The following is a 13,628-nucleotide window of genomic DNA, read 5'->3' on the forward strand; positions in this document are numbered from 1 at the left end:
GATGAGGAATCTCGAATGACCAAGCTTCCCGAATTCTCCATTCCATCGATGTTCGAGCAATGCTCGGAAGCCGAATGGAAAATGCGCGTCGACCTGGCCGCATGCTACCGGCTGATAGAGCTATACGGTATGTCCGACATGGCCGCCAACCATATCTCGGCGCGCGTGCCAGGCGAGGAAGGCTCGTATCTGATCAATGCTTACGGCATGCTGTACGAGGAAGTCACAGCTTCGAGCCTGATCAAGATCGATATCGACGGAAACATTCTCAGCAAGCCCGCGTTCGTTGGCGCGGACTACGGCATCAACCGCGCGGGATACGTGATTCACGGCGCGATTCACGAGGCGAAGCCCGAACTCGAATGTGTGATCCACACGCATAGCTGGCCGGGCATGGCCGTGTCGGCGCTTAAGTGCGGGCTGCTGCCGCTCACGCAGACTTCCATGCGCTTCTACAAGATCGGCTATCACGATTACTGCGGCGTGGTGCTGGATGTCTCCGAGCGTGAGTCGCTGTTGCGCGATCTTGGCGAGAACAATGCGCTCATTCTGCGCAATCACGGCCTGCTTACCGTCGGCAAGACCATTCCCGAAGCGTTCAACGCGATGCATCGGCTGGAGTTGTCGTGCAGGACGCAACTCGCAGCCATGGCGTGCAATACCGAACTGAATCCGGTTCCGCGCGACGTGCTCGAAGAAACATACATGAACTATCAACCGCAGACGCGCCGCCCGTACGGCTTGATGGAATGGCCTGCATTGCTGCGCAAGCTGGATCGCATCGATCCATCCTATCGCGACTGAAAGCGCGAAAGCCCGGCGCGAAGCCGGGCTTCCTGAAAACGCGACGATACAATCGCTATCAGGCGGACGACGCCGCCGACGCGCTGCTGCTCGCGCGGCGGCGGTATAGCCCGAGCGTCGCGCACAAGCCGCAGAGCGCAGCGAAGCTCAGCCAGTAACCGGGCGCGGCCTTGTCATGCGTTACCTGAACAAGATACGTGGACACTGCCGGTGTAAATCCGCCGAAGACTGCCGTCGCCAGACTGAATGCCAGCGAGAAACCCGCGACCCGCACTTCGACCGGCATCACTTCGGTCAGCGCGGCGACCATTGCGCCGTTGTACATGCCGAAGAAGAACGAGAACCATAGCAGCACGATCAACATGCGTGCGAAGCTCGGTGCATCGGCGAGCCACGACAGCGCCGGATACGCGGTGAAGATCGCCAGCACCGAAATGGCGAGCAACAGCGGCTTGCGGCCAATGCGGTCGGACACCGCGCCGCCAATGGGCAACCAGACGAAGTTCGATACGGCCACGAGCAGCGTCACCATCAGGCTATCCGCCGTGGACAGCTTCAGCACTGACCTGCCGAAGGTCGGCGTATAGACGGTAATGAGATAGAACGTCGTAGTGGTCATCGCCGTCAGCAACATGCCACCGATGACGATGCGCCAGTTGGCAAGCAGCATCGAAAAGATTTCACGCGCCTGCGGATGATGCTGCCGCGCCTCGAACGCGGCCGTTTCTTGCAGCGAACGGCGCAGCATGAACAGGAACGGCACGATCGCGCAGCCAATGAGGAACGGCACGCGCCAGCCCCACGCCCCGATCTGCTGCGCGGAAAGCCACTCGTTCAGGCCATAGCCAATGGCCGCTGCCATGACGATGGCAACCTGCTGGCTCGCCGACTGCCAGCTCGTGTAAAAGCCCCTGTTGCCGGGCGTCGCCATCTCCGCGAGATAGACGGACACGCCGCCCAGTTCCGCGCCCGCCGAGAAGCCCTGCAGCAGCCGGCCGAGCAATACGAGCGCAGGCGCAAGCAGGCCGATGCTCGCATAGCCCGGCACGCACGCAATCAGAACGGTGCCGCTCGCCATGATCGACAGCGTGACGATCAGCCCCATGCGCCGCCCCACTTTGTCGATATACGCGCCGAGAAAGATTGCGCCGAGAGGACGCATGAGAAAGCCCGCGCCGAACACGGCGAAGGTGAGCATCAACGAGGCGAATTCGCTGGTCGAAGGAAAAAAGATTTTCGAAATGAAGGTTGCGTAAAAGCCGAACAGAAAGAAATCGAACTGTTCGAGGAAGTTGCCGCTGGTCACGCGCAGCACGGCGGCCGCGCGCGTCGAGCGCGAAACGCCGGACGTCGCGGCGATCGGTTCTGTGGGGTTCATTGCGTCTCCTGCTTCTTGTCTATGTATCTATGCGGAAGGACGCCCGCGGCGCCCTGTCGATGCTAGTCCGAACCGACGCTCAGTGTGTTGCGCTGCCGTCTCTCAATAGACGATTTGAGCAGCGCCGCCGAACGGAATACGCCGTGTGCAAACTTGCCGTAGGGCAGCGTTGCGAACAACGCCATCACAATGCCCAGATGCACCGCGAGCAGCGACGGCATGGCCGACGTCGTGCGGAATGCGAGCAGCGCAAGACCGGACGCGCTCGTCAACAAAAGGAGCGCAATGAAACCGCGGTCCATCGGACGCTGACGGGCATCGCCCCGTTCAGGCACGCGGTTCAGGTTCAGCCACAACAGTCCCGCTGGGCCCACGATCAATCCGATGCCCCCCGCCGTGCCCAGCAGCACCGGCAAGCTGAACAACGGATACGGCGCTTCCAGCTTGAGCGCATAGTGATAGACCGTCGCGACGGCAGTGGCGGCGAAGCACAGCACGAAGCCATAAAACGTCAAATGATGAAACCGGCGTCGAGCGAGCGTGAAGGCGTCGTTATTTTCGTTGCAGCCATCGCCGTGGCCGCCATCGAGATACTTCAACGTCAGCGCATTCTTCGCCGCTTCCGCGACCGCGGGCGCGCTCGCGCTCGTCGTTCCCGCCGCCACGTCGCGCCAGAAACGCGTGACGCCCACGCCGAGCGCAAGAATGGCGAACAGGAACACGATGCCGAACATCGCGGCCAGCAGGTTGTGCGGGAAGATGGCGTAGAAGTTCGCCGGCGCGACATCGCCCGACAAGCGGCCGTGCAACGCCGTGCCCAACAGCAGGAACAGCGCGAGCCCCGCCGACAATGCCACCGACAACGTAAGCCCGTTGCGCTTGTACAGCGCGCCGAACGACGCCGGAAACGCGTATTCGGTGTACGTTTCCAGGCGCACTTCAGCCATGGCCTTCGGCACGTTCACGCCGAACTCGTGCGGCGGCGCATACTGGCACGCGTGATAACACGCGCCGCAGTTGTGGCAGAGATTTGCCAGATAATTGACGTCCGCCTTGCCGAATTCGAGGCGGCGCGTCATGGCCGGAAAGACGGCGCAGAAGCCTTCGCAATAGCGGCACGCGTTGCAGATCTGCATCTGCCGCGCGACTTCGGTTTCGCTCCTGCTCATCGGCACAATGGAAACCACGCGCGCCGTCCTGCCGTGGGTGGTGTGGTTGGCCTCGCCCGGCGACGCAGTACGCGTGCGGTCGGGCGCGAGCACGTCAGACTGCTGCACTGGCTGCCTCCGTTGTGTTGAGTGCGACGCGCGCCGCCCGGGCCCCGGCAATGCGCCCGAAGGCCGTGCCGATCGACATGCCGACACCCGCCGTATAGCCCTTGCCGAGCACGTTGCCCGCCATCATCTCGCCGGCCACGAACAGGTTGTCGCTGGCTTCGCCGCCGAAGTGAACCTGCGCGCGATCATTGGTCTTCAGGCCGAGATACGTGAACGTGATGCCAGGCCGCAACGCGTAGCCATAGAACGGCGGCGTATCGATACGGCGCGCCCAGTGCGTCTTCGGCGGCGTCAGGTCTTCGGTATGGCAGTCGTCGAGCGCGGTATGGTCGAACGTGCCGACGCGGCAGGCATCGTTATAACGCGTGAGCGTTTCCATGAAGCGCGCTTCCGGCAGCCCGAGCTTGCCCGCAAGTTCCGCCAGCGTGTCGGCCTTCTCGCCCGGAAACACCGGCGGCATGAACCGGCCGATGGCTTTCGAGTCGATGATCGAATAGCCGGTCTGCCCCGGCTGATGCGCGACGAGCCGCCCCCATATGGCATAGCGCTTGGGCCAGAAGTCCTCGCCTTCATCGTAGAAACGCTCGGCATCGCGATTCACGACGACGCCCAGCGATACACAGTCGATGCGCGTGCAGATGCCGCCGTCATACAACGGCGCGCGAGCATCGATGGCGACGCAGTGCGACTGCGACGGATCGCCGATCATGTCCGCGCCGGCATCGCTCATATGCTTGATGAGCACGCCCTTGTTGAAGCGCGTGCCGCGGATCAGGAAGTTGTCGGCGGGCCATTCGCCGCGCTCGTTCTGCCCCCACGCTTCGCGCAGCCATTCACGATTCGACTCGAACCCGCCCGCCGCCAGCACGCAGGCGCGCGCCTCGAAGCGCTGCCTGCCGCTGCTCGCCGCGATAAAGCGGCCGCTGTCGAGTTCGAGCGAATCCACGGGCGTCTCGTAGCGGATTTCCACGCCGAGCGCTTCCGCGCTGCGGTAATACGCGTTGACCAGCGCCTTGCCGCCGCCCATGAAAAACGCATTGGTGCGCGCCACGTGCAGCGCGCCGGACAGCGGCGGCTGGAAGCGCACGCCGTGCTTCTGCATCCACGGACGGCAGGATGACGACGCGCGAATGGTTAGCCGCGCAAGATGCTCGTTTGTGATGCCGCCCGTCACCTTGAGCAAATCCTGCCAGAACTCCTCTTCCGGGTAGGCATCGACGAGTACGTCTTGCGGTGCGTCGTGCATGCAGCGCAGATTGCGCGTGTGTTGCGAGTTGCCGCCGCGCCATTCGCGGGGCGCCGATTCGAGCAGCAGGACCGACGCGCCGGCTTCACGCGCCATCAATGCGGCGCATAACGCGGCATTGCCTCCTCCAATTACGAGCACATCGACCATCAGACTTGTCTCCTTTCCGACGCATCGTAAGGGTCTCGTGCCCGCTTCGCTACCAGCGCGCCGTCAAGAGGTCTTCAGTTTTTGTGAAGACCCCGGCTCGCGCAGCCGTGCGCCGGGCCAGCGGCCTTCCTGCACGAGTCGACGGACAACATCGGCGAGCACGACGCGGGCGGCGAGGCCTGCGGGTGAGAGTTCGTCGTCGGAGATGCTGGCGATCATGTTGGGCCGCGTGGCGTACTTCTCCGCCACGGGTACGCTCGTCAGGGCCAGGTTCTCAGGCCGGGCCAGCGCCGCGCCGGGCTGAATGGTCGCGCCCAGGCCGCTGCGCACGAAGTCCATCAGCAGCGCGAGGCCGTCCACTTCGGCGACGATATTCGGCTCGTGTTCGGCACGTTTGAACGCCGATGCCAGCAGCGAGCGCAACCCATGCGCGCCACTGGGCAGAATGAGCGGCAGCCGGCCAAGATTCTTCAGCCGCACGGATGCGCTCACGGGCATGCCGTCGAGCTCACCCGCGCCGATCAGGAACAGGCGTTCGTCGAGCAGCGGCATGAGGCTCAAGCGCTGCGCGGGCTCCTCGCGGAACAGCACGGCGAGATCGATCTGCCGCGCGCTCAGCATGGAGGCGAGATAGCCGGAGAGGCTTTCGACCATGTGCAGCCGCACGTCGGGATAACGCGTGCGCATGGCCTGCATGAACGCGACGCCCAGCACGCTCGCCGTGCTCGGCGCCATACCGACGCTCACGTGACCGGACAGACGAGCGGAGCGCGCGGCGAGCGCGGCATCGTCGATGTGACGGAGAGCGAGTTGCGCCTGACGCCAGAACGCGAGGCCCGCGTCGGTCGGCACGACGCCAGCGGACGTGCGTTGCAGCAGACGCGTGGACAGCTCGCCTTCGAGCCGGCTGATCTGCTGACTCAGTGCCGATGTGACCACGCCGAGTTCCAGCGCTGCCTTGCCCATGCTTCCATGCTTCACGACGCTAAGAAAATAGCGTAATTGTCTGAGTTCCATTTAGCCGTTGGACAGAGAGTAGAAATGCATTCCGGCAATAAATCAGCGATACGCTGTTCCTGCTTTGTCTGGACGGGAGTTCCGCCTCGTTACAAACAGCAGGATCGAGATGCTCCATATGCGCTCTGCGGACATTAAAGTATCGGGAACTCTGCGGCAAGTGAGAGAGACCTGCCCTTGTGCGCGAAGTTGTAGTCGGATGTTCGGGATTCAGACTCCCCCGTTGCGACCGCCACACGCTAGTCCGAAGGGGCGACTATGGCAAGCGAACGATCCGCACATGCCATCGGTCGAAGGCGAATCATCCACATTAGCCGGCGTCCGCCCCTTCAACCTACGCCCAGGGAGTTGTAAGCGACTCACTTGGGCGTCGTCTCAAGAACCATGTCCCGGATTGTTATAGTGCTGGTTCAGCAGCTAAACCATTCAATGGCGATAAAAAAGCGCCACTACCTCCGATAACCGACTTCCGTTCAACAGTCTGGCGCCCGAATATGATGAATCTTGATCTACAGAGCCTTCGTATCTTTGTTTCGGCTATTGAGTCAAAAAGCCTAACCAAGGCGGCAGAGGAGAACGCTCTTGTGACTTCAGGAGCCAGCAAGCGAATCGCTGATCTCGAGAGCCGGCTCGGAGTCGATCTTCTGATCCGTCATGCGCGTGGCGTTCAGGGTACGCCTGCGGGTCTGTCGTTGTATCATCATGCAAAAGCAATCTTGCGCCGTGTAGAAATAGCACAAGACGTTGTCGCTGAATTTGGAAAGGCGGGAAATCCCAAAGTCAGATTAGCCGCAAATCCATCATCAATCATTGCGTATATACCTCCAATAACGCGGAGATATCTTTCGGAGTCTCCTACCGCTCGCATTGATCTGCAAGAGCGCTACAGCTACGACATTCCGCGGTTGGTCGCGGAAAATGATGCGGACGTCGGCATTTATCACGCATTGTCGCCGGCGCCAGGAGTGACATCTTATCCGTTCAAGCGGGACCGTATTGTCCTTGTTACACGCCGAGATCACCCACTCGCGCGTGTTGATGAGATTTTCCTGGAACATGCCAATTCGTACCCCTTCGTGGGATACTTTCCACGGCACACCTATGACGCATTCTCATCGTTTGCTGGACGAAGCTTGTCACGTCCGCTCGATGTCAAAATTGAAGTTGGGAATTACGAGGCCAGATGCCGTCTCATTCAAGAAGGGATAGGAATTGGCGTGATTCCGGAACCAAACGCCTCTCCCTATCTAAATCTTTATAATCTAAAAGCGCTCAAATTGCTGGACGAGTGGGCAGAGCGACAACTTTACGTTTGCATTTCGAATGATAGAGATTTATCGGACTATCCCGAGACGAAACGTTTCCTCGATTGCTTATTAGCTAAATCTGACTGAAGTCTGAAACGCCGTTTGCAACTCGTCCGGAACCGCCCCGGGAATCGTGGAGGCTAGTTGGTTTAAGTTGATACTGATGCAGCAGCGATATTGCTGTGTTGCCTGTAGTAGTTTGCCTCAGCTTCAGCGGGCGGGATATGGCCGAGCGGTTCCATGAGCCGATGATGGTTAAACCAGGCCACCCATTCCAGCGTCGCCAGTTCGACGGATTCTCGCGTTTTCCACGGTGCACGACGATGAATCAATTCTGCCTTGTACAGGCCGTTGATCGTTTCTGCCAGCGCGTTATCGTAGCTGTCGCCCCGGCTGCCAACCGACGGTTCGATACCTGCTTCGGCCAGCCGTTCGCTGCTGTGCACCGTGCTACCGTGATACCTTCCCGGTTCATCTGCTTCCAGACTTTGTCCGCGCCGTAGACCCGCATGTTGTCCTGGAGACACGCTTGATCTGCGGCCGCAAAAACTCATCGCGTTTCGCACGGGCACAGCGCCGCGACGGATCGCGAAGCTGTGCGGCATGACGCCGGTAGCCCGACGGGGCAATCCGCAAGACCTTGCAGATCGGCTCGACCCCGAAGGTGTCGCGATGCTGATCAATAAAGGCCTTCAGGACTTCAAGCGGCGGTCGAGCTCCGCCTGGGCGAAAAATGCGCTCGCCGGCTTCAGGATCTCATTGGCACGACGCAGTTCCTTGACCTCGCGCTCCAGTGCCTTGAGGCGTTCGCGTTCCGACGTGGTCACGCCATCACGTTCGCCGCTATCGACTTCTTCTCGTTTGACCCACCCCAGCAATGTCTGGCTCGTGCAGCCGACCTTGGGGGCGATGGATTCGATTGCCGCCCACTGTGACGGATACTCGTCGCGATGCTCCCGCACCATGCGGACGGCACGTTCCCGGACTTCAGCAAAAATTTGTTCGACTTGTTCATGGACGGCGTTTTCTGCCTTCCGCAGACTTTCGTGTGCGCCGATACATCGCAAAAAGGGGTTTGACAAACTATCTTTAGATATATATCTTAAGACACATCTTAAGACACAAGCGAGAGTCCAGATGCGTCATCATCACCGTTTTTCCCGTCCGCGTACGGCGGACGACAGTTTCCCGCTCGGCCACGGACGCGGCGCACTCCATGCGTTTTGGCATGCCTTCACCCACGACCGCGACTACCGCGGAGAACGCGGCGGTGATGAGCGCGACGAATTCCATGCTGTCCCCCGCGGCGGCCCAAGCCGTCACGACTACGACCGCTTCGCGCTGCACGCGCTGTGGCACGCCATCGGCCGACATCACGAGCATCGCGGCGGCGGGCGTGGCGGGCGCTTTGGCGGCGGCCCGGGCGGCTTCGGTGGCGACGGCGACGGTTTTCCGCGCGGCCGCAAATTCAGCTCCGACGACCTGCAACTGCTGCTCCTCTCGATGATCGGCTCGCAGCCCAGCCACGGCTACGAGCTGATCAAGGCGCTCGAAACGCGCTCGAACGGTTTTTACAGCCCGAGCCCGGGCATGGTCTACCCGGCACTCGCGTACCTGGAAGAACTCGGCTACGTGACCGTGCAGCTCGAAGGCAACCGCAAGCGCTACGAGCTGTCGGAAACCGGCCGCGAATATCTGGCCGCCAACCGCGACCGCGCCGAGTTGATGCTGGCCAAGCTGAGCCATATCGCCCGCAAGATGGATTCGGTACGCCGCGCGTTTGCCGGCGAAGAGCCGGCCGACATCAGCGAAGGCGGCTGGCTGCCCGAGCTGAGCGAAGCGCGCCGCGCGCTGAAGCATGCGTTGTTGCGCCGTGACAACGCGCCGGCGGCGCAACAGCGCCGCATCGCTGAAATTCTGCTGCGCGCGGCCAAAGAAATCGAAAGCGAAATCAAGCCGGACAGCAGCGAAAACGGCGACAACGCCGAGCCGGCCGCTTGACATCGCACCGCCCGTTGCCGGCGCGCTCATGCGCGCCGGGAGCCCTCGCTTGCGCGCGTGAACGCTCGCGCATCGAACGAACAGGAGAAGCACTCTTATGCTGACTAAAGACCATCAAGCCGCGAACCAACCCGACAGCCAAACCGACCTCGCCGTCCACCGCGTGCGCCATCCGCTGAAATTCCGTCTGCTGCAAGTCAAGCGGGTGCGCGCGCTGACCCCGCATCTGATCCGCGTCACGTTCACGGGCGAAGATCTGCACGACTTCGTCTCCGCGTCGTTCGACGACCACCTCAAGGTGTTCTTCCCTGAACCCGGCGCGGACAAACCTATGCTGCCGGAAGCGGGTCCCGACGGTCCGGTGTTTCCCGCCGGTCAGCCGCGTCCGGTCGCACGCGATTTCACGCCGCGCCGCTTCGATCGCGAGGCGCGCGAACTCGACATCGAGTTCGCCATGCACGAAGCGGGCCCCGCGGCGACGTGGGCGGCGCAAGCCAAAGTGGGCCAGTATCTCGGCATCGGCGGCCCGCGCGGTTCGCTCGTGATACCTAAGGGTTTCGACTGGCATCTGCTGATCGGCGACGATACCGCGTTGCCCGCCATCGCCCGGCGCCTGGAAGAGCTACCGGCCGGCACGCGCGTCGCGGCGGTGATCGAAGTGGCCGATCCGTCGGCGAGAATCGAATTCACGACGCAGGCCGAGTTGCATCTCGTCTGGCGCTATCGCAGCGAAGCGGGTGTGCGCGGCGAGGCCTTGTTGCAGGCGGTGCGCGACACCTACCTGCCCGAGGACGGCGAAGGCTACGTGTGGGCAGCCGGCGAATCCGCGACCATGCGCGCGGTGCGCTATCACCTGTGCACGGAACGCGGCGTCGCCAAATCACGCATTCGCGCGGCCAGCTATTGGAAACAGGGCGCCGAGGCAGTGCACGAAACGCTCGACGATTGAGCGTCGACCGTCTGCGTGATCGCATGCGCTGCGGGGCGTGTTCGATCCGGCGGCGGCGCAAGTCGCGCGAACGTTGTGCTTCCCAAAACAACAACAGAATCTCGGGAAGTTCTCGTTCATTGCACTGCGCGACATGGATAAGATCTTGCCCCTCATTGCCCACTAAAAGTGATAGACGTATGCCGAATACCCTACCTTGTCTTGCAGACGGGATTCCTACCGAACGTATGACGCTGCGAGTCGCAGACGAAGGAAGTACGGTTGCGTTGCACGCATATTACGTATCAAATCGTGCCCACCTTCAGCCGTGGGAACCAGCTCGCTCCAGCGGCTTCTTCGAGATAGATGCCGTTGCAAGCAGGCTGCGGTCAATGGCTACTCAGACTGCAACGGGAAACGCCCTCCATTTATTGTTATTCGAGCATGAAAGTGGCGAATTGCTGGGCGACTGCAACTTTACCAATGTCGTTCGAGGACCGTTCCAGGCGTGTCATGCTGGATTCTCTATCGCGATGGACGCGGAAGGGAAAGGCCTGATGAGAGAAGCTCTGACGGCGGCGATTCCGTATGTGTTCAAGATCATGGGATTGCATCGCATCATGGCGAACTATCGACCTGAGAACATCCGCAGCGGACTCCTGCTAGCTCGCCTTGGTTTCGAGAAGGAGGGTGTGGCTCGGTCCTATTTGCAGATTAATGGTTCGTGGGCCGACCATGTGCTGACCTCGTTGATTAATCCGGATGATCTTGACTAAAGAAGGCACCATCTGAATGGGCCCAGCGCGCCGTTGAATTACGCGGCTCTTGACACAAGCTGGCAAATCGCCCCTGCTGCTGGAAACCCATTGCCTCGTATATTGTTCCCGCATGGGAGGTTTCATCTGCAACCATGACAAGCCGGTCCGACCGCCCGGCTGACAGCCTGATAACCTCGGTCACCAAGGTTTTGCAAACATTTCGGTTTCGATGCTTGGCCCCAGTGATAACTGCCTGGAAACGCCCGATTCCGTCAAGAAAGAACAGACCAAGACTTCCTACCTGCTCATCCCCGATAAAGGCTCCCCACCAGTTTCCCAGACCGCGTTCGATCAGGCTCCTGTAAGCCCTCTGTTGATGCGCCATGTAGCGCTGTGAGGTAATGTCGTTCGGATCTGGCATGTTGGCGAGTTGCATTCGGGACCAATCGTCCCATTCCTGCTCCATGGCAAACGGGCGCACCTTGAGCAAAGAATTGGTCGCAACTGGATTTATCGCACCAGGATGGGCCACCAGCACCCGAAAGACGGCTGCGTCGTAGCCTTGCTCCACGAATGTGTCGAGGGTCACCACGCTGTCGGCGCTTTCCGGCCAAGCGAATGTCCGGTGTGCAATGAGCGGTGGTGTCCCGATGAGCTGGCCGAAGTCATGCTCCAGCAATTTCAGGTCACTTGCTGAGGGTCGCTGCCGCAGGACGAGCATGTTGCCGAAAAAGTATTCGGGCGCGTCTGGTGTGCGGACGACGATGTAGTCATCCCGTGACTCGACCTTCCCGATCTCCGAATGCAGCAATAGATCAGTAGCGAGACCAGGGTTATCGGGGAAATATTGCATTCTTAGTATCGTTATCAACAAACGGAAAACGTTTCTTTTGCTTGTATGCGAATTGATTGCTCGGCGAAATCGGATCACAACCCGCCGGTGACAGCGTCGAAATTCCGCCCCACAGTTGCGATTGTCAGTGATCTACTCGGTCGTGTCGATCGGCCCGCGGATGTCAATTTGAAGGCCGAACCGCTTACACCTCGCTCGTGACTGGCTGGCGAGGAATCCGGTAAACGCAGGATTTGTACTTTGGTGTCACGCGGCTTTCCACGATGACGCCGCCTAACGATTCGGCGATGCGTCGGCTGGGGCGATTCTCTTCGGCAACCGGATAGGTAAAGCTTGCACAGCCAATGCTTCGCGTTGCCCACTGCGCAACAAGAGTTACGGCTTCGCGGCCAAAGCCATGTCGATGGCGATCTTCACGAATCCAGATGCCGAGTTCCGGGCTCTCGGTGCGTACGCGGTGGAGTCCGACCAACCCAAGGAAACTCCCGTCAGCGCGTTGCCGTATCGCGAATACATAGTCCGATCCGTCGTCTATCGACGGTAACCAGGACCGCCACACACCGTCGAAGTCATGCCGGGATGCCGGCGGCTCCCACGCCATGTGACGGGTGAGCGAAGGGGTGATGCATGCGAACGTGGCATCCGCGTCGTTGGCCGAAAACGGTTTGATCAAGAGTCGGGTTGATTCAATCTGGATTTCTGTCGGCCGCAGCAGCATCTCAGGTTTTCCGTCGAGGTGTGTTTATATTCACCAATTGTCGGCGAATCAAAAACCTGTGTCGAACGGCTGTTCATGGGCGGGCGCTGTCCCGGACTTTGCAGACAGTGACGCCGCTTCAACAAGACCCTCTCCCGACTATGCGCTGTCGACCGGCGAACGCTTGCTTGCGCACCGGCACGTCGTCCCCTGCTGCTATACACCCCACCTTAGTGCCGGCGTGTGCACCGCGCTGTCCCAATGCTTCGTCATCTCTTCGTCGAGGATGCAAAGTGTGATCGAAGCGCCTGCCATCTCGAGTGAAGTGGTCAGCGCGCCCACCTGCACACGCGCAACTTTCAGATCGCGCTTTTGAAGCCACGCGCGCGTTGAGTTGAAGAGAAGATAAAGCTCGCCAAGCGGCGTGCCGCCAAGGCCGTTCACAAGCACCAGCAGGCTAGCCCCCGCAGGTGGCTTGAGATCGTCGACGATAGCCGTTAGCAACTCCCCCGCGATCGTATCGGCCGATGCAAATTTCGCCCGCCGCCTGCCCGGCTCGCCATGAATGCCGACGCCGACTTCGATCTCATCGTCGCCGATCTTGAACGTCAGCGTGCCAGCTGCCGGCACCGTGCAACTGGAGAATGCGACACCCATCGAAGCCGTGTGCTTGTTGATCCGGTCGCCGAACATCTTGCATTCATCGAGATTCGCCCCGCTTTCAGCCAGCCCGCCCACCAGCTTCTCGACGATCACCGCGCCCGCAACCCCGCGCCGTCCGGTCGTATAGCTGGAATTCTCCACCGCGACGTCATCGTTGATGAGGACCATGGCATTCGGCACCTCGGACATCTCCGACGCCATTTCGAAGTTCATCAGATCGCCCGAGTAGTTCTTCACGATGAAGAGCACGCCCGCACCGGTATCGACGGCCTTGGCGGCGGCCATCATCTGGTCGGGCGTCGGTGACGTGAAGATCTGGCCCGGGCAGGCGGCGTCGAGCATGCCATGGCCGACAAACCCTGAATGGAGCGGTTCGTGCCCCGAGCCGCCGCCCGATATCAGCGCGACCTTGCCAGGCTTCAGGTTCTTGCGCCGCACGAACACCGGTTCGCTATTGAGTACGACCAGGTCGGCATGGGCTGCGGCGAATCCCGCGAGACTCTCGGCGAGAAAGTCGTCGACATGATTGATAAATTTTTTCACGGTCTC

Annotated in this window: 12 protein-coding genes, 1 pseudogene and 1 other annotated feature; of the genes and pseudogenes, 5 read left to right on the top strand and 8 right to left on the bottom strand. The window is 60.7% G+C overall.

Annotated features, from left to right (window positions below; all coding sequences use genetic code 11):
• The first annotated feature begins 15 nt into the window (after positions 1–15).
• Complete coding sequence (locus B0G75_RS10150; RefSeq protein WP_013343447.1) at positions 16–804, top strand: class II aldolase/adducin family protein; 789 nt, start codon at positions 16–18, stop codon at positions 802–804.
• 58 nt (positions 805–862) lie between these two features.
• Here the strand turns inward: B0G75_RS10150 and B0G75_RS10155 are convergent, their stop codons facing one another.
• From B0G75_RS10155 to B0G75_RS10170, 4 genes are all read right to left on the bottom strand, one after another.
• Positions 863–2,182 carry an MFS transporter gene (locus B0G75_RS10155; RefSeq protein WP_106304048.1) on the bottom strand — a complete coding sequence of 440 codons (1,320 nt, stop codon included), beginning with the start codon at positions 2,180–2,182 and terminating at the stop codon, positions 863–865.
• 62 nt (positions 2,183–2,244) lie between these two features.
• On the bottom strand, positions 2,245–3,459 hold the full coding sequence (gene tcuB, locus B0G75_RS10160) for a tricarballylate utilization 4Fe-4S protein TcuB (RefSeq protein ID WP_106304051.1): 1,215 nt from the start codon (positions 3,457–3,459) through the stop codon (positions 2,245–2,247).
• The gene (gene tcuA, locus B0G75_RS10165; protein ID WP_106304055.1) at positions 3,446–4,855 is read right to left on the bottom strand and encodes an FAD-dependent tricarballylate dehydrogenase TcuA; all 1,410 of its coding nucleotides are present in this window, start codon (positions 4,853–4,855) and stop codon (positions 3,446–3,448) included. The genes tcuB and tcuA overlap by 14 nt, the downstream gene beginning before the upstream one ends.
• Positions 4,856–4,918: 63 nt before the next feature.
• Positions 4,919–5,872: a LysR family transcriptional regulator gene (locus B0G75_RS10170; RefSeq protein WP_106304058.1), complete on the bottom strand. Its 954-nt coding sequence runs from the start codon at positions 5,870–5,872 to the stop codon at positions 4,919–4,921.
• Positions 5,873–6,366: 494 nt separating this feature from the next.
• Between B0G75_RS10170 and B0G75_RS10175 the strand changes: the two genes are divergently transcribed.
• Positions 6,367–7,266 (top strand): LysR family transcriptional regulator, encoded by a 900-nt coding sequence (locus B0G75_RS10175; RefSeq protein ID WP_106304061.1) that lies wholly within the window; start codon positions 6,367–6,369, stop codon positions 7,264–7,266.
• 62 nt (positions 7,267–7,328) lie between these two features.
• Here B0G75_RS10175 and B0G75_RS10180 read toward each other — a convergent pair.
• Positions 7,329–8,194 (bottom strand): annotated as a pseudogene (locus B0G75_RS10180) (IS3 family transposase).
• Positions 7,801–7,917: a sequence feature (AL1L pseudoknot), on the bottom strand. It overlaps the preceding pseudogene by 117 nt.
• Positions 8,195–8,316: 122 nt before the next feature.
• Here B0G75_RS10180 and B0G75_RS10185 point away from each other — a divergent pair.
• The 3 genes from B0G75_RS10185 (at position 8,317) to B0G75_RS10195 (ending at position 10,884) form a co-directional block, all read left to right on the top strand.
• Positions 8,317–9,180, top strand: coding sequence for a PadR family transcriptional regulator (locus B0G75_RS10185; protein WP_106304064.1), 864 nt, complete (start codon positions 8,317–8,319; stop codon positions 9,178–9,180).
• 97 nt (positions 9,181–9,277) lie between these two features.
• Positions 9,278–10,129, top strand: a complete 852-nt coding sequence (locus B0G75_RS10190) for a siderophore-interacting protein (RefSeq protein WP_106304067.1) — start codon at positions 9,278–9,280, stop codon at positions 10,127–10,129.
• Between the two features lie 227 nt (positions 10,130–10,356).
• The gene (locus B0G75_RS10195; protein ID WP_219908277.1) at positions 10,357–10,884 is read left to right on the top strand and encodes a GNAT family N-acetyltransferase; all 528 of its coding nucleotides are present in this window, start codon (positions 10,357–10,359) and stop codon (positions 10,882–10,884) included.
• On the opposite strand, the gene B0G75_RS10200 is transcribed toward B0G75_RS10195, so the two are convergent.
• The 3 genes from B0G75_RS10200 to dhaK all read right to left on the bottom strand — a co-directional run bounded on the left by B0G75_RS10200 (position 10,862) and on the right by dhaK (position 13,622).
• Entirely contained in the window at positions 10,862–11,719 is an 858-nt protein-coding gene (locus tag B0G75_RS10200) for a GNAT family N-acetyltransferase (protein WP_106304073.1), read from the bottom strand. The genes B0G75_RS10195 and B0G75_RS10200 overlap by 23 nt on opposite strands.
• A gap of 184 nt (positions 11,720–11,903) precedes the next feature.
• Entirely contained in the window at positions 11,904–12,437 is a 534-nt protein-coding gene (locus B0G75_RS10205; RefSeq protein ID WP_106304076.1) for a GNAT family N-acetyltransferase, read from the bottom strand.
• A gap of 195 nt (positions 12,438–12,632) precedes the next feature.
• Complete coding sequence (dhaK, locus tag B0G75_RS10210) at positions 12,633–13,622, bottom strand: dihydroxyacetone kinase subunit DhaK (protein WP_106304079.1); 990 nt, start codon at positions 13,620–13,622, stop codon at positions 12,633–12,635.
• Between the last annotated feature and the right edge of the window lie 6 nt (positions 13,623–13,628).

Origin of the sequence: Paraburkholderia sp. BL18I3N2 (assembly GCF_003001875.1) — a bacterium.
GTDB classification, from domain to species: domain Bacteria; phylum Pseudomonadota; class Gammaproteobacteria; order Burkholderiales; family Burkholderiaceae; genus Paraburkholderia; species Paraburkholderia phytofirmans.

What these genes read in the sequence shown, in the direction of transcription:
- B0G75_RS10150 (WP_013343447.1), top strand. Translation starts at nt 16, where the DNA reads ATGACCAAGCTTCCCGAATTCTCCATTCCATCGATGTTCGAGCAATGC.
- B0G75_RS10155 (WP_106304048.1), bottom strand. Translation starts at nt 2,182, where the DNA reads ATGAACCCCACAGAACCGATCGCCGCGACGTCCGGCGTTTCGCGCTCG.
- tcuA (WP_106304055.1), bottom strand. Translation starts at nt 4,855, where the DNA reads ATGGTCGATGTGCTCGTAATTGGAGGAGGCAATGCCGCGTTATGCGCC.
- B0G75_RS10170 (WP_106304058.1), bottom strand. Translation starts at nt 5,872, where the DNA reads ATGGAACTCAGACAATTACGCTATTTTCTTAGCGTCGTGAAGCATGGA.
- B0G75_RS10175 (WP_106304061.1), top strand. Translation starts at nt 6,367, where the DNA reads ATGATGAATCTTGATCTACAGAGCCTTCGTATCTTTGTTTCGGCTATT.
- B0G75_RS10185 (WP_106304064.1), top strand. Translation starts at nt 8,317, where the DNA reads ATGCGTCATCATCACCGTTTTTCCCGTCCGCGTACGGCGGACGACAGT.
- B0G75_RS10190 (WP_106304067.1), top strand. Translation starts at nt 9,278, where the DNA reads ATGCTGACTAAAGACCATCAAGCCGCGAACCAACCCGACAGCCAAACC.
- B0G75_RS10195 (WP_219908277.1), top strand. Translation starts at nt 10,357, where the DNA reads ATGACGCTGCGAGTCGCAGACGAAGGAAGTACGGTTGCGTTGCACGCA.
- B0G75_RS10200 (WP_106304073.1), bottom strand. Translation starts at nt 11,719, where the DNA reads ATGCAATATTTCCCCGATAACCCTGGTCTCGCTACTGATCTATTGCTG.
- B0G75_RS10205 (WP_106304076.1), bottom strand. Translation starts at nt 12,437, where the DNA reads ATGCTGCTGCGGCCGACAGAAATCCAGATTGAATCAACCCGACTCTTG.